Source organism: Euzebyales bacterium (assembly GCA_035461305.1).
GTDB lineage: Bacteria > Actinomycetota > Nitriliruptoria > Euzebyales > JAHELV01 > JAHELV01.
In genome coordinates, this window is the sequence record DATHVN010000169.1 from 1 (window position 1) to 14,475 (window position 14,475).

A 14,475-nucleotide genomic window follows, 5' to 3' on the forward strand; every position below is an offset into this window, starting at 1 on the left:
CGCCGGCGAGCGGGGCGACTATGAGCTGCTGGCCGGTGACCCCGCCGCCGCACGCGCGCGGCTGGCCGACATCGCCGCGACCGCCAACGACGGCCTGATGCTCCCCGAGCAGGTGTGGGACGATCGGGACCCGTCGGGAGAACCCGGCTTCCCGTCGGGCGAGGGCACGTTCTCGGCGACACCGCTGACGTGGACGCACGCGCAGTTCATCCGGCTCGCGTGGTCACTCGAGGCGGGCACGCCGGTCGAGCGGCCCGCCATCGTCGCCTGCCGCTACACCGGGCAGATGTGTGACTGACGGGAGACAGGGCCGCCGCCGAGCGACGCTTGAGGGCTGACAGGCTGGGGGAGGGCGCGAACAGAGAGGGGAAGAGCCGGCAGGCATACAGGGGCATCGTGGTGGCCGGCCTGCTCGCGGCGCTGATGAGCATGCGTCTCGCCGGCGACCATCCGTCGAAAGGGAGGTGGCGTTCCCCGGCTTCTTGTGGGCACCATCAGGGTCGCATGGGTCACGACGGAGCCGACCGAGCGAGCGCTCGGGAGCGGCTGTGTGGCCGCGGGGCCCTCAGGAGGCGAAGGTGATGAACGACGTCAAGCAGGCGGCGGCATGGTTGCGCGATGCCTCACGAGGTGGCGACCCGATCGATCTGCTGACGCCGCACCCGTCGCTCGAACTCGACGACGGCTATGAGATCCAGGACTGCATGCTCGCTGATCGCCGCCGCGACGGGGAGATCGTGGTCGGCGCGGCGGTGGCGGCGATCGGCCGCACGATCCCGCCCACGATGGCCGCCGCCGAACCGCTGTACCGCTGGCTCACCGACGCGATGCACGTCGATGCCGGCACCACCCTCGCGCGGTCGAGCCTGCTGCGCGCTCGCGTGCGCCCGGAGATCGCGTTCATCGTCGACCGGGACATGGACGACCCGGCGACGTCGGCGGCCGACGTCATGGCCAGCTGCTCCGCTGTGCTGCCGGCGCTCGTCGTCGTCGACTACCGCCTCCGTCAGCCCGTCGTCCGGCCCGCGGACGTGGTCGCGGTCTGCGCCGCGACGAGCCGGTTCGTGCTGGGTGAGACGCCCGTGGATCTCGGAGCCGTGGACGTGGCGGCGTCGCGCTGTGTGCTCGAGCACAACGGGGAGGTCGTCATCACCGCGACCGGCGCCGAGCTGCCGGGTCATCCGGCGGACGCCGTCGCATGGCTGGTGCGGCAACTCAGCGCTCGCGGCGGGTACGTCGAGTCCGGCATGATCGTGCTCAGTGGCGGGCTGAACGGGTCGGTCCCTGTCGATGCCGGCGACACGGTGACGGCCCGCTTCGACCGCATCGGCGACGTCCAGCTGCGGTGTCGCTGACGCGACAGTCCGTCAGCGGCCCGACGGCCTCCGCGCACCGTCAGGGACCATGTCACCCTGAGCCTGCCGTCGACCATCAGGTCGTCGACGGCGCGCCAGGCACCGCCTTCCCGCACCACCTCGAACACCCGGCGGAGTGGCTGCACGACAGGTGACGCACGACCGAACGGAGTGCGTGGCGATGGTGGCGAGGACCTCGTCGACGCACCGTCGGGCGACCGGGGCGTGGGGGCCGACGGCCCATCGCGCCGCGGCCGTCGTAGGTCAGCCCCGTCGGGTGGAGCCAGCGGTGCCGATCGGTGCCGGCAGCCTGAACCAGAGCAGCAGCAGGATCGTCGCGCTCAGGCCGCCGACCGTCAGCAGCACCAACGGATGGGTGGCGTCGGTGCCGGCCAGCAGCAGGTGCACCGTGGCGAGCACGAACACCGGAACGCTGAGGTAATGGAACCGGCGCCACCAACCGGCCGGGATCCGGTGGCGGACCAGCGACGTCAGCTGAACGGCGAGCGCCATGTAGAAGGCCAGGACCCCCAGGCCGAGCGCGACCGGCCGCCAGGTCGCCACGAAGGGCACGAACAGGTCGATGGGACTGAACTCGATGTAGTTGTCGATCAGCAGGCTGACCAGATGCAGGCCCGTGAACACCAGACCGAGGCCGCCAACGAAGCGGTGCCAGTCGAGCATCCAGTCCGGCGGGGGCCGGCGTCCGACCAGACGGGTCGACAACAGCAGCCCCACGATCACCGTGACGCTCACCAGGGCGTAGGCGACGAGTCCGCTGGCGCGGATGACGAACCACCAGGCCTGCGGGTTCATGGTCGTTGGCGGAGCCGCTGGCTCGCACGGACGCGGCCGCGATCGTCCACGACGAGACCATCGACGCACCAGCGACGCAGCTCCGCCAACGCCTGCGCCGGTCCGGACAGCAACGCGGCCAGCGCGAAGACCTCGGCCTGCCACGCCGCCGGCGCGATCACGGTCACCGCGCTCACGCCCGTGTCTGCCGGATCGAGCGTGGTCGGGTCGATCAGGTGGTGCATCCGGCGACCGGCGACGACCCACGTGCGGTGCGCGGTCCCACTCGTGGCCACGCCGGCGTCGGTCACCGCGACCGTGCGATCGGCGGCGCCGACCCGCCACCGGTCGTCGTATGGACCGGCTCCCCAGACGCGCAGGTCACCGCCGATGTTGACGCACCCGCCGGGGATACCGATGGCGGCCAGATCGGCGCTGACGAGATCGGCGGCCAGCCCCTTGCCGATGCCCCCCGGATCGAAGCCGCAGCCGTCGGGCAGGGCGACGGTCCCCAGGTCCTCGTCGGTGGTGATGCGCCCACACGTACGGGCGTCATGGTCGGCGGGGTCCGGCGGCGGTGTGGCGGAGGCGGGGAGCCGTGTGAAGTCGTCGATGTAGCCGGCATGCCGCACCGCAGCCAGCAGGGTCGGGTCGTACCGGCCATCGGTGCGCCGCCAGCCCTGTCGTGCGAGATCGACCAGCATCATCGTCTCCCGGGACACCGGGACGGGGTGGCCGGCGCCGCCGTTGAGTCGGCTGATCTCGCTGTCCGGACGGAACCTGCTCCAGCGGCGGTCGAGCTCGTGCAGTCGGGTGACCGCGGCCGACACGGCTCGGCGGTTCCCGCCGACCAAGGTGATCTCCGCGACCGTGCCCATGACATCAAAGCGGTGCCGCAGCACCGGTCGAGGGCTCGCGGTCACCGCCATCAGCTCGGGGCGGTCGTCGTGTCGGGCGGGCTGTCGACGACGGTCAGCGAGCCGTCGCGGTCCAGATCGGGCTGGCCCTCGAGCCAGGAGCGCAGTGCCTCCCTGGCCTCGGCGTCGCTGACATCCTCGCCGATGCGCACTTCGACCGTCCTGGCGGTCGAGCCGGGCGGAGCCTCCCGTCGGCTGTCGCGCGCCATGGCGGCGACGAGGCCGAGCGCGGCCGCCACACTGAGCCCTGCTGTGAGCACGCGAGCGACGAGCGCCGGGTGTCGGGGTCGCCGGGGTGGTGTCACGGTGGCGGTCCTGCTCGCAGCGGTGCTGCACCTACCGTCGCCGTCGAACGGGGCGGGCGCAACCCGGTCAGGCCGGGCGCCCGACGGGGATCAGGTAGAGCAGCTCTGTGCCGTCGGGCATGCCGAACAGGTCGGCGACGGCGGCGTCGTCGAACGCCCCGGTGGGCACCGCGCCGACACCCAGGACGGCAGCCTGCAGCAGCACGTTCTGCGCGGCATGGCCGACCTCGATGACGACATAGCGCTCGGCCCGTGCGCCGTACTTGCGGGCGGTACGCTCCTCCACGCCCGCGATCGCGATCACTGCAGGGGCGGTGTGGAAGGCGCGCTGGTCCAGCGCGGCCGCCGCGAGATCGTCGCGGATGTCGGTGCTCGACACGGCCGCGACCTCATGACCGGGGGGACGGTAGTGGTAGACGCCACCCTCGTGGGCGACGTAGATCTCGAGTGGGTACAGACCGCCGGCGGACGGTGCCGTGCGGCCCTGCTCGCGCTGGCCCTGGGCGGCCCAGAGCAGCTGCCCCAGCTGGCCGAGCGTCAGCGGTTCGGGGTCGAACTCGCGCACCGACCCCCGTCGCAGGATCGCCTGCTCCAGCGACGTCTCGCCGTCGGTCCGAGGGGGCGGCAGGGCCAATGCCGGCACCACCCGCACGGGGTCGTCGCGGGCGACGGTACCGTCGCCCGCCCGCAGCGCCACCGCCGTGACCCCGGCCATGATGAGCGACACGGTAACGGACAGGACGGCCGCAACGATCGTCCGTCGCCGATCTGGACGCGCCATGGACCCACCGTAGAGGGGATCACCCGTTCGGTCGCCGTGCGCAGGTGCTATCGGCAGGATTCAGAGCTATCACATACTATTGAAGGTCATGAAGCCCAGCCGGGGACCAGCTGTCGTACGTCGAGCACGTCGGCCGGTTCTGGGAGGAGTTCGGGCAGCCCCGCACCGCAGGCCGGATCTTGGCTGGTTGATGATCTGCGAGCCGCCGGAGCAGTCGTCGTCGGATCTCGCCGACGCCCTGCAGATCAGCGCCGGGTCGGTGTCGACCACGACTCGGCAGCTCGTCCGGCTCGGCGTCGCGGACCGGGTCACCTACGCCGGCGACCGAGCGTCGTACCTCCGACTGCACGACCACTGTGGATCAAGGTCCTCCGCGCCCGGATGGAAGGGTTGCGGAGGCTGCACGAGGTGGCGGAGGCGGCCGAACCCGTGCTGCCCGAGGTCGAGCCGGAACGTGTCACCGAGCTGGCCTGGGTCACCGGGTTCATGCTGCAGCAATGGCCGGCGCTGATGGAGCGCATGCAGCGGGAGCTGGAACGACGAGGGAACCTGCCATGACGAACGACGCCATCGAGGTCGAGGACCTGGCCTACTCGTACGGTGACGTACGCGCGGTGGACGGCGTGTCGTTCACCGTCGGCTCCGGCGAGATCCTCGGGTTCCTGGGCCCCAACGGCGCGGGCAAGTCGACGACCATCAAGATGCTGACCGGCCAGCTGAAGCCGGAGTCGGGAACCATCCGCATCCTCGGCATGGACCATCGGCGACAGCGGGAGCAGATCCAGGCCCGCATGGGCGTGTGCTTCGAGGAGAAGAACCTCTACGAGAGCATGAGCGGGCGGGAGAACCTCCGCTTCTACGCCACCCTGTTCGGCATCAGGGACCTGGACAGCGACACGCTGCTGCGCCGGGTGGGTCTGGCGGACCGCGGTGGGGACCGCGTGGCGAAGTACTCGAAGGGCATGCGGCAGCGACTCATGATGGCCAGGACGCTGGTCAACTCGCCGGACGTGCTGTTCCTCGACGAGCCCACCGACGGCCTCGACCCGGTGTCCGCGCAGGCGATCCGCACGTTGATCGCGCAGGAGGCAGCCCGCGGCGCGGCCGTGCTGCTCACCACACACGACATGCATGAGGCCGACGAGCTCTCCGACCGGGTCGCCTTCATCAACGAGGGCCGGCTGTACGCGATCGACACGCCCGAGAACCTCAAGCTCGAGCACGGCCGACGGTCGGTCAGGGTACGCGTGCGCGCAGGAGAGGGCGTCGAGGAACGGACGGTGGCGCTCGACGACGCGGCCGCGGGGGAGGCGCTCAAGGCCGCCGTGGCGTCCGCGGACGTCATGACGATCCACACGGAGGAGGCGACGCTCGAGGACATCTTCATCGAGATGACCGGGAGGAGGCTCGGGGGATGAGCCGGCCGGTGTCGCGTGCGACGGTCATCTCCGCGATCGTGCGCAAGGACCTCGCCGAGTACACGCGGGACAGGCTGTGGGCCTTCCTGACGGTGCTGGTCCTCGTCGTGGTCGTCGCGCTGTTCTGGATCCTGCCCGATGACGTGAACGAGACCATCACCGTCGGGGTGACCGGCCTTGGCGAACCGGCGGCGCTGGCCGACCTCCAGACCTCGGAGGAGGGTCTCGTCACGGTGCCGTTCGCTTCCGAGGACGATCTTCGTGCGGTCGTGGCCGGCGATGCCGACGCCTGGACGGTCGATGGTGAGACGGTCGTCATCCGCACTGGCTCGGAAACCTCGCCGCCCGCCGGTGCCGAGCAGGCGGACGTGTCGATCGGCCTCGCCTTCCCCGACGACTTCGTCCAGGCGGCGGCAGCCGGTGAGACGACGCAGGCCACGGTCTACGTGGATGCCGCGGTGCCCGAGGAGATCGCGCTCGCGATGTCGAGCGTGGTCACCGAGATCGCGTACGCCCTGGTCGGCGAGCCGTTCCCGGTCGACACCGCTGACCCGACCGAGACGTTCGTCGTGCTCGGCGAGGACAGGGCGGGCAACCAGGTGTCGGCTCGCGACGGGTTCCGACCGGTCTTCGTGTTCCTCATCCTGACGATGGAGATGTTCGTCATGGCGTCGCTCATCGCCAAGGAGATCCAGGACCGAACGGTGACGGCCGTGCTGGTGACGCCGGCCAGCGTCGGTGACGTGCTCGCTGCCAAGGGGATCACCGGCGCCCTGAGCGGCCTGGTGCAGGCGGTGATCGTTCTCGTGGCGATCGACTCGCTGTCACCGCACCCGCTGTTGATCCTGACCCTGCTGCTGCTCGGATCTGTGCTGATCAGCGGGACGGCGATGATCGTCGGGTCGACGGGCAGGGACTTCATCAGCACCCTGTTCTACGGGATGGCGTACATGGTGCCACTGCTCATCCCCGCGTTCGCGGCACTGTTCCCCGGCACGGCGGCCGCGTGGGTGCGTGTCCTCCCGTCGTACCCCCTCGTCAGGGGGCTGGTCGACGTCACGACGTACGGCGCGGGGTGGTCGGACACGCTGCCCGAGCTGGCGGCCCTGTTCGTGTGGTGCGTGGCGTTGTTCGGGCTCGGATGGATCGTCCTGCGGAGGAAGGTGCAGACGCTGTGAGCCTCACGCGTACGTCGAGGATCCTCGCCAAGGACCTGCAGCTGGGACCTCGTTCCCCGGTCTTCCTGTGGGTGCTGCTCCTGCCACTGCTCATCACGTTCGTGATCCAGGGGGCGTTCGGGGATCTGTTCGATCCGCAGCCTCGCCTCGGCATCGTCGATCAGGGCAGCTCGGCGATCACGACCACCGCACGGGACCTCGAGGGGATCGAGGTCACCGTCCTCGCCGACACCGACACCCTCACGCGGCAAGTGGAGAGCAACGACCTGGATGCCGGGCTGGTGCTGCCGGCCGGCTTCGACGAGGACGTCAGGTCGGGCGCGCGTCCGCCGCTGGACTTCTACGTCGGAGGGGAGAGCCTCGCATCGAACAGGATCATCCTGGCGGTCGCCACGATCGATCTGGTGCGCGAGGTCGAGGGCCAGACACCGCCCGTCGACGTCGAGGTCGTGTCCCTCGGCGACGAGGTGCTGCCGCTGTCGGTTCGGCTGGTCCCGTTCATCGTGATGTACGCGCTCGTGATCGCCGGAGTCTTCCTCCCGTCGTTCAGCCTCGCCGACGAGCGCGAGAAGCACACCCTCGACGCGCTGCTCGTGACGCCGATGAAGCTGTCCGAGGTCGTCGTCGCCAAGGGGGTGCTGGGGTTCGGCCTTGCGATCGCCATGGCGATCGTCACGTTGTGGCTGAACGGCGCGCTGGCCGTTCGGGCGCTGCCGCTGCTCGTCGTGCTCTCGGTCGCGGGGCTTCTCCTGGTCGAGATCGGACTCGTCTACGGCACGGCGTCGAAGAACGTGACCGGCGTGTTCACGCTGATCAAGGGCACCGGGTTCATCCTGCTGGGGCCGACCGTGTTCTACATCTTCCCGGACTGGCCCCAGTGGATCGCCAAGCTCTTCCCGACCTACTGGGTGATCAACCCGGTCTACGAGGTGACCGTCAACAGCGCCGGACTGGACGTCGTCTGGGTGGAACTGGCGATCGCGCTCGGGGTCATCGCCGCGATGATCGCGCCGATCCTGTTCCTCACGCGGAGGCTGGAGACCGGCCTCGGCATGGCGTCATAGCGTGCCCGCTCGGACCATCATGGGTGGAAAGCGACGGTAGGGCTGGCCGTGTCCGATGATGGCGTGACGTTGTTCCTCTGTGGCGACGTGATGCTCGGCCGTGGCGTCGATCAGATCCTCCCGTACCCGGGTGATCCAACGCTGCGGGAGCCCGTGGTCCACGACGCCCGCGACTACGTCGCGATGGCGGAGCGGGCCAACGGTCCGATCCCGCGACCGGTCGACGTCTCGTGGCCCTGGGGGGACGCCTTGCAGGTCCTCGACAGCGCGACACCCGACGTCCGGATCGTGAACCTCGAGACCAGCGCCACGCGGAGTGGGCGCTTCGATCCGGACAAGCGCGTCCACTACCGGATGAACCCGGCCAACCTGCCTGCTCTCGCCGTCGCCCGGCCAGACGTCTGCACGGTGGCGAACAACCACGTGCTGGACTTCGGCCGCGAGGGCCTCCGCGAGACGCTCCATGCGCTGTCCGAGGCGGGCCTGCGGACAGCCGGAGCGGGGACCGACGTGGATGAGGCGCGGCGGCCGGTGACCGTTCGGCTCGATCGCGGGGCCCGGGTCCTGGTTGGTGCGGTCGGCATGGTGTCGAGCGGCATCCCGCCCTCGTGGGCCGCGTCCGAGAGCCGGCCTGGCGTGCACGTCCCTCCCGCATCCTCTCACGCGGCGGCCACTGCCATCGTCGAGCGGCTCTGCCGGCGCAAGGAATCCCGGGACATCGCCGTGGCCTCGCTGCATTGGGGTTCCAACTGGGGTTACGAGGTCTCCCAGCGGCAGACGGATCTCGCTCACGCACTGATCGACGGTGGTGTCGATGTGGTGTTCGGCCATTCGTCCCACCATCCCCGCCCCATCGAGGTGTACCACGGCAAGCTGATCCTGTACGGGTGCGGCGACACCATCGACGACTACGAAGGCATCGCCGGCCACGAGGAGTACCGCAGCGACCTGCGGCTGCTGTACCTGGCGTCGGTGGCGCCCGACACGGGCGTGCTGACGGGCCTGCGCATGTGGGCGATGCGCGCCAGAAGGATGCGGCTCGAACGTGCGTCGGGTGCCGACACCAGCTGGTTGCGGGCCACGCTCGATCGCATCAGCCGTCCGTATGGTGCGCGAGTGCTCACCACGCCAGACGGTGCATTGTCGCTCGAGTGGGACGCTCAGGGCGGTGGCTCGACGGCGTGATGACACAGCCAAGGACGCGGAGTCGTGCATTTCGTCGCAGCGGCCCGCCGCCCACGGATTGGCGACCATCGCGGATTGCCGCGCGTAGGCTTGTGACTAGCAAGTGACTATGAGGAGCAGCCGTGGGCGGGCGCGACGAGACCGAGCTTGATGCCTATTCCCGCGTGGTGACGACGGTGGCCGACCGCCTGCTGCCGTCGATCGCAAGCCTGAAGCTGATGCAGCGGGTGCGAGGTGGCCGCAGGCCGGCGGCATCCGGCTCGGCGGTCGCGCTGACACCCGACGGTCACCTGGTGACGTCGGCACACGTGGTCTCAGGCGCGCGCGAGGGCACGGCGACGTTCGCGGACGGCCATGAGGTGGACTTCGAGGTCGTCGGGGGTGACGATCTGTCCGAGCTCGCGGTGGTGCGTGTCCATGGCGACGTGCTGCCGGCTCAGCTGGGCGACGCAGCGACGCTGCGGGTCGGACAGCTGGTCGTGGCGGTCGGCAATCCCTTGGGCATGGCTGGATCGGTGTCGGCCGGCGTCGTCAGCGCGCTCGGCCGGTCGTTCGTCACCTCGGCGGGCCGCCATGGCCGTGTGGTCGACAACGTCATCCAGACCGACGCCGCGCTGCATCCGGGCAATTCGGGCGGCGCCCTGGCCGATGGCAGAGGATCGGTCGTGGGTATCAACACCGCGGTCATCGGCCCGCACATCGGTCAGGGCCTCGGGCTGGCGGTCCCGGTCAACAACACAACCAAGCGGATCATCGCAGCGCTGATGCGCGACGGTCACGTCCGCCGTGCGTGGCTGGGCGTCGGTGGTGGCGGACGCCCGCTGCCACCGAAGGCCGCGCGCGAACTGGGTCAACAGCACGGGGTCGAGGTGCTGTCGGTCGTGCCGGACAGTCCGGCTGGTCGCGGTGGCATCCGTCCCGAGGACATCGTCGTCACCGTCGACGGTGTTCCGACCCCCGACGTCGGCTCGCTGCAGCACCTGCTGACTGCCGCGCGCATCGGACGGCGGGTCCCCGTCGTGGTCGTGCGGCATGGGCAGGTGGTGCACCTGCACGTGCGCCCGACCGAGCTCGAGACCGCGCGCACCTAGCAGAGCGACCGCAGCACCGCTTCCGCGTGGGACGCCGCTGCCGATGCTCGGGACCTCTCCATCGAGCGATGTGGGACGCCGGAACGTCGTCGCCAACATCTGCTGTCGCTGGACGGCCGTGTCCACGGACGCGCCGGCGACCAGGACATGGCTGGATCGCGGCTCACGCCGTGGCGGACGCGCCGCGTGACCTCACGGTGCGGATGACCGACGCGGCCACCACCGTGCTGCCTGGCCGATCGCCGAGGTCACCTACCTACGCGACCAGTCCGGCGGCGACATCGTGTGCTCAACAGCAGCAGTGTCATCCGGGCCCTGCTGGACGCCGACGACCGCTGAGCATCACGCTGTGCCTGAGCTCGTCGGCGGCGGCGCGCGGCTGTTCGAGGACGGCCTGCCCGCCACGTCGTGGTCGCTCAGCGACTGTCAACGACCGGGACCGGGGCTCTCTGCCTGATCTACGACCAGGTTCGCGGCGAACGCTGACCAACACGCCGCGTCCAGGAAGAAGCTGCGGACTCCGCCGACGGTGACGCTGTCGTAGTCCACGGCGACGATGGCCGGCATTTCCCGGTCGCGCATCGCTCGGGTCCCGGCCACCCACTGGTCGTCGCAGAGCGAGCCGGCCATAGGTTCCTCTATCGTGTCGTCGGGAGCCTGGAGCCGACCGCGCCGGATCGCGGAGCCCGGCCCGTGCGGTTGACCGCGCCCCCGAGGAGGTGGTTGGGGATGACCAGGGGCGCAGGGGGCGCGCGGCTCACGACGCTGCCAGGCGTCCGAGCCATGATCGGCTACCAGCGTGGCTGGTTGGGAGCCGATGTCAGCGCCGGTCTGGTGCTCACCGCGTTGCTGGTACCCCAGGGCATGGCGTACGCCGAGCTGGCGGGGCTGCCTGCGGTGACCGGCCTGTACACGACCGTCCTCGCGCTCGCGGCGTACGCTGTGTTCGGTCCCTCGCGGATCCTCGTGCTGGGACCTGATTCGGCGCTGGCACCGCTCATCGCCGCGGCTGTGATCCCGCTCGCCGCGGGTGATCCCACGCAGGCCGTGGCGTTGGCCGCCGTCCTCGCGCTGCTGACCGGCGCGGTCTGCGTCGGCACCGGCCTCGCCCGATTGGGGACGATCACCGAACTGCTGTCGAAGCCGGTCCGCGTCGGCTACATCAACGGCATCGCCCTGGTCGTGCTGGTCAGCCAGCTGCCGAAGCTCCTGGGCTTCTCCAGCGACGCCGACGGGTTCGTCGCCGAGGTGGCGGCCATCGGGTCCGGCATCGGCACCGGTCGGGTGGATGTGATCGCCACCGGGCTGGGCGTCGGCTCCCTGGTCATCATGCTCGTCGGCCGCCGTCTCTCTCCGCGGATCCCGGGGGTGCTGCTCGCGACCGTCGCCGCCACGCTGGTCGTGAGCGCGTTCGGTCTGGCTGCGGAAGCGATCTCCGTCGTCGGACCCCTGCCCGCGGGATTGCCGACGCCTTCCCTGCCCCGCGTCGGCATCGGTGATCTCGCGTCGCTCGCCATCGCCGCCGTCGGCGTCGCTGTCGTGGCCTTCGCTGACACGGCGGCGTTGTCGACCACGTTCGCCGCGAAGCTCGGGGACCCGGCCGATCCCAACAAGGAGATCGTCGCGCTCGGTGCCGCCAACCTGGCCGCCGGGCTGTTCCAGGGATTTCCCATGAGCGCGAGCTCGTCGCGCACGGCGGTGGCCGACGCGGTGGGATCGAAGACGCAGCTCACCGGCGTCGTCGGTGCGGTCGGCATCGTCGGACTGCTCGTGTTCGCCAACGACCTGCTCGCCAACCTGCCCTCGGCCACGCTCGCCGCCATCGTCATCATCGCGTCGTTCGCGTTGTTCGACCTCGACGAGATGCGCTGGCTGTGGCACGTTCGCCGCTCGGAGTTCCTGCTGTCGCTCGCGGCGCTGCTGGGCGTCACGCTGGTCGGCGTGCTCGAGGGGCTCGCCGTCGCGATCGGGCTCTCGCTCGGCGACTTCGTGCGTCGCGCCTGGCGCCCCCACGACGCGGTGCTCGGTCGGATCGAGGGGCGCCGCGGGTACCACGACGTCGAACGCCATCCCGAAGCCGCGCAGATCCCCGGCCTGGTCATCTTCCGCTTCGACGCGCCGATGTTCTTCGCCAACGCGGAGCACTTCCAGCGGCGTCTGGCGAGCGTCATCCGCGCCACGGAGGAGCCCGTCCGCTGGGTGGTCGTGGCCGCCGAGCCGGTCACGGACATCGACACGACAGCCGCGAGCACGCTCCGGGAGATCCTGGACGAGTTCGAGGCACGCGGCATCCAGCTCGTGTTCGCCGAGCTGAAGGGGCCCGTCAAGGACCGGCTGCATACCTACGGGCTCTACCACCGGGTCGGCGACAAGTACTTCTTCCCGACGCTGGGACGCGCCACGACCGCGTACGTCGACGCCACGGGCGTGCGGTGGGTCGACTGGACCGATCGCTGAGCCTCACCCACGCGGGCTCCAGGCCGACGGAGTGGTCGCCAGGACCTCACGGGACATCACGGACCCTCGCTCCTCTGCGCCTTCGACGGACACGACGTGCTCATCCTCAACCACACGAATCGGACGCGCACCGTTGGCCCCTCCTCTTTCTCGCACCCTCGCCGACGAGCCGTCCCCTCGTGGGCGCTCCGCGCGAGCCTGGCACGGCCGGTGATATCGCCCTCCGCGCCACAGCGGTCCCCGGCCGCCCACCATGACCGACGACGAGTCTCGGTGATGCCGGATGCAGGCGAGGTCCTACTGTCCCTGGCAAGCCTTCGTCCGATCCCTCCCTGTTCGGGTTATCCTGTCGCCGCGACGCGGGACACCCTTGGCTGTTGCCGTTGTTGGAAGAAGGCGAGCATGCGCGCGATCGTCCTGGATGACTTCTCGTCCCCACCGCGGCTGAGGGACCTGCCGACGCCGACCCCCGGACCCGACGAGGTCCTGGTGCGTGTGCAGGCGTCCTCGATCAACGGATTCGACGCGGCGGTCGCTGCCGGGTGGCTGCAGGGCATCGTGGAGCACCGCTTCCCGGTGGTGATGGGCAAGGACTTCGCCGGCACCGTCGAAGCGACCGGCGACGCGGTGACCCGCTTCGCCGTCGGTGACACGGTCTTCGGTGTCGTGATGAAGCCGTACGTCGGCGACGGAGGACTTGGCGAGTACGTGACGGTCGGCGAGCAGTACGGCATCGCCAGGGCGCCCCACGGGTTGGACCTGAACATCGCGGGAGCGCTCGGACTGGCAGGGACGGCCGCGCGCGACACGTGGGAGGCGGTCGCACCGGCCGCCGACGCGCAGGTGCTCATCTCGGGTGCCACCGGCGGTGTTGGCGCCATCGCCGTGCAGTACGCCGCGAGCGCAGGCGCCCGGGTGATCGCCACCGCCCGCCCGGGAGCGGCAACCGACTTCGTGCGCGAGCTCGGCGCCGATCACGTGGTCGACTACACCGCTGACCTCGACACCCAGGTGCGCGCGATCGCACCGGAGGGCGTGCCGGCGATCATCCATCTCGCCGGCGACCTCGCCCACCTGGCCGGCCTGCTGGCCGCTCGTGGACGCATGTCCACGACCCTGGGCTTCGCAACCGATCAGCTCTCGGATGGTGTCATGGCGGTCAACGCCGATCCGTCGACCGAGACCCTCACACGCCTCGCGGCCGACGCCGCGCGTGGATTGCGTGTGCCGATCACCCGGTCCTACGCCCTCGCCGACGCCCCCCAGGCGCTGACCGACTTCACCACCGGCAAGCTCGGAAAGCTTGCCGTGACGATCTGAGCGCGTGGCCCATACTTGACCGCCATGATCCTCTGTGGGACTCTGGGCCAGGAGGGCGACGGCGGCAGCGTTCGCAACGACCAGCGGGAGGAGCGCGGGCGTGGTGCGGTGTGGCCGTCATCGGCATCGGCCCAGGGAGGGCAGAACATGAAGCGTCAGTGCCTGCTTGTGATGTTGACTGTGTGCTGCTTGTCGCTTGGCATGGTTGGCGTGGCCGCGGCCGATGTTGGTGGGCGCCCACTGTCAACCGAACTCAGCGGCGATGCCGAGGTTCCGGGGCCGGGAGACCCGGATGCCGCCGGCGCGGCTGCCCTCACGCTGAACCAGGGGCTCGGTAGCGTCTGCTTCGACTTGAGCTGGGAGGACATCGACGGCACGGTCTCCGCCGCTCACATCCACACCGGTACCGCGGACGAGGCCGGCCCCATCGTCGTCACCCTGTTCAGCGGCGCGTTCGACGGCACGGACACAGCCAGTGACTGCGTGGAGGATGTCGACAGCGCACTGATCAAAGCGATCCGGCAGGACCCGACGAGCTACTACGTCAACGTCCACAGCGACGTGTTCCCTGCTGGTGCGATCCGGGGCCAGCTCTCGAAGTAGCAGGGA

General features: G+C 70.2%; 16 protein-coding genes. 11 read left to right on the forward strand and 5 right to left on the reverse strand.

Annotation, left to right across the window (positions count from 1 at the left end):
- On the forward strand, positions 1-298 hold a 298-nt coding region (locus tag VK923_15955; GenBank protein HSJ46169.1), incomplete at its 5' end, for a hypothetical protein.
- A 283-nt stretch (positions 299-581) separates the two neighbouring features.
- Positions 582-1,355, forward strand: a complete 774-nt coding sequence (locus VK923_15960) for a fumarylacetoacetate hydrolase family protein (protein HSJ46170.1) — start codon at positions 582-584, stop codon at positions 1,353-1,355.
- Between the two features lie 264 nt (positions 1,356-1,619).
- Here the strand turns inward: VK923_15960 and VK923_15965 are convergent, their stop codons facing one another.
- The 4 genes from VK923_15965 to VK923_15980 all read right to left on the reverse strand — a co-directional run bounded on the left by VK923_15965 (position 1,620) and on the right by VK923_15980 (position 4,153).
- Complete coding sequence (locus VK923_15965; protein ID HSJ46171.1) at positions 1,620-2,171, reverse strand: ferric reductase-like transmembrane domain-containing protein; 552 nt, start codon at positions 2,169-2,171, stop codon at positions 1,620-1,622.
- The gene (locus tag VK923_15970) at positions 2,168-3,073 is read right to left on the reverse strand and encodes an FAD:protein FMN transferase (GenBank protein HSJ46172.1); all 906 of its coding nucleotides are present in this window, start codon (positions 3,071-3,073) and stop codon (positions 2,168-2,170) included. Before VK923_15970 ends, VK923_15965 begins: the two co-directional genes overlap by 4 nt.
- Positions 3,074-3,078: 5 nt before the next feature.
- Positions 3,079-3,327, reverse strand: coding sequence for a hypothetical protein (locus VK923_15975; protein HSJ46173.1), 249 nt, complete (start codon positions 3,325-3,327; stop codon positions 3,079-3,081).
- A 112-nt stretch (positions 3,328-3,439) separates the two neighbouring features.
- Positions 3,440-4,153 (reverse strand): SagB/ThcOx family dehydrogenase, encoded by a 714-nt coding sequence (locus VK923_15980; protein HSJ46174.1) that lies wholly within the window; start codon positions 4,151-4,153, stop codon positions 3,440-3,442.
- 381 nt (positions 4,154-4,534) lie between these two features.
- On the opposite strand from VK923_15980, the gene VK923_15985 reads away from it, so the two are divergent.
- From VK923_15985 to VK923_16010, 6 genes are all read left to right on the forward strand, one after another.
- Entirely contained in the window at positions 4,535-4,711 is a 177-nt protein-coding gene (locus tag VK923_15985; GenBank protein ID HSJ46175.1) for a hypothetical protein, read from the forward strand.
- Positions 4,708-5,571 carry an ABC transporter ATP-binding protein gene (locus VK923_15990; GenBank protein HSJ46176.1) on the forward strand — a complete coding sequence of 288 codons (864 nt, stop codon included), beginning with the start codon at positions 4,708-4,710 and terminating at the stop codon, positions 5,569-5,571. Before VK923_15985 ends, VK923_15990 begins: the two co-directional genes overlap by 4 nt.
- Complete coding sequence (locus tag VK923_15995; protein HSJ46177.1) at positions 5,568-6,749, forward strand: ABC transporter permease; 1,182 nt, start codon at positions 5,568-5,570, stop codon at positions 6,747-6,749. The genes VK923_15990 and VK923_15995 overlap by 4 nt, the downstream gene beginning before the upstream one ends.
- Positions 6,746-7,813 carry an ABC transporter permease gene (locus VK923_16000; protein ID HSJ46178.1) on the forward strand — a complete coding sequence of 356 codons (1,068 nt, stop codon included), beginning with the start codon at positions 6,746-6,748 and terminating at the stop codon, positions 7,811-7,813. The genes VK923_15995 and VK923_16000 overlap by 4 nt, the downstream gene beginning before the upstream one ends.
- Before the next feature lie 63 nt (positions 7,814-7,876).
- Complete coding sequence (locus tag VK923_16005; protein HSJ46179.1) at positions 7,877-8,998, forward strand: CapA family protein; 1,122 nt, start codon at positions 7,877-7,879, stop codon at positions 8,996-8,998.
- 122 nt (positions 8,999-9,120) lie between these two features.
- On the forward strand, positions 9,121-10,089 hold the full coding sequence (locus VK923_16010) for a trypsin-like peptidase domain-containing protein (protein HSJ46180.1): 969 nt from the start codon (positions 9,121-9,123) through the stop codon (positions 10,087-10,089).
- A gap of 426 nt (positions 10,090-10,515) precedes the next feature.
- Here VK923_16010 and VK923_16015 read toward each other — a convergent pair whose 3' ends face one another.
- The gene (locus VK923_16015; protein ID HSJ46181.1) at positions 10,516-10,671 is read right to left on the reverse strand and encodes a hypothetical protein; all 156 of its coding nucleotides are present in this window, start codon (positions 10,669-10,671) and stop codon (positions 10,516-10,518) included.
- A gap of 147 nt (positions 10,672-10,818) precedes the next feature.
- On the opposite strand from VK923_16015, the gene sulP reads away from it, so the two are divergent.
- The 3 genes from sulP (at position 10,819) to VK923_16030 (ending at position 14,469) form a co-directional block, all read left to right on the forward strand.
- Entirely contained in the window at positions 10,819-12,546 is a 1,728-nt protein-coding gene (sulP, locus tag VK923_16020) for a sulfate permease (GenBank protein HSJ46182.1), read from the forward strand.
- Between the two features lie 402 nt (positions 12,547-12,948).
- Positions 12,949-13,866 carry an NADP-dependent oxidoreductase gene (locus tag VK923_16025; protein ID HSJ46183.1) on the forward strand — a complete coding sequence of 306 codons (918 nt, stop codon included), beginning with the start codon at positions 12,949-12,951 and terminating at the stop codon, positions 13,864-13,866.
- 24 nt (positions 13,867-13,890) lie between these two features.
- Positions 13,891-14,469: a CHRD domain-containing protein gene (locus tag VK923_16030; GenBank protein ID HSJ46184.1), complete on the forward strand. Its 579-nt coding sequence runs from the start codon at positions 13,891-13,893 to the stop codon at positions 14,467-14,469.
- Positions 14,470-14,475: the final 6 nt, after the last annotated feature.

Bases quoted from the DNA above. Each gene is read 5' to 3' on its own strand.
- VK923_15960 (HSJ46170.1), top strand. From the start codon at position 582: ATGAACGACGTCAAGCAGGCGGCGGCATGGTTGCGCGATGCCTCACGA.
- VK923_15965 (HSJ46171.1), bottom strand. From the start codon at position 2,171: ATGAACCCGCAGGCCTGGTGGTTCGTCATCCGCGCCAGCGGACTCGTC.
- VK923_15980 (HSJ46174.1), bottom strand. From the start codon at position 4,153: ATGGCGCGTCCAGATCGGCGACGGACGATCGTTGCGGCCGTCCTGTCC.
- VK923_15985 (HSJ46175.1), top strand. From the start codon at position 4,535: ATGGAAGGGTTGCGGAGGCTGCACGAGGTGGCGGAGGCGGCCGAACCC.
- VK923_15990 (HSJ46176.1), top strand. From the start codon at position 4,708: ATGACGAACGACGCCATCGAGGTCGAGGACCTGGCCTACTCGTACGGT.
- VK923_15995 (HSJ46177.1), top strand. From the start codon at position 5,568: ATGAGCCGGCCGGTGTCGCGTGCGACGGTCATCTCCGCGATCGTGCGC.
- VK923_16015 (HSJ46181.1), bottom strand. From the start codon at position 10,671: ATGCGCGACCGGGAAATGCCGGCCATCGTCGCCGTGGACTACGACAGC.
- sulP (HSJ46182.1), top strand. From the start codon at position 10,819: ATGACCAGGGGCGCAGGGGGCGCGCGGCTCACGACGCTGCCAGGCGTC.
- VK923_16025 (HSJ46183.1), top strand. From the start codon at position 12,949: ATGCGCGCGATCGTCCTGGATGACTTCTCGTCCCCACCGCGGCTGAGG.
- VK923_16030 (HSJ46184.1), top strand. From the start codon at position 13,891: ATGATCCTCTGTGGGACTCTGGGCCAGGAGGGCGACGGCGGCAGCGTT.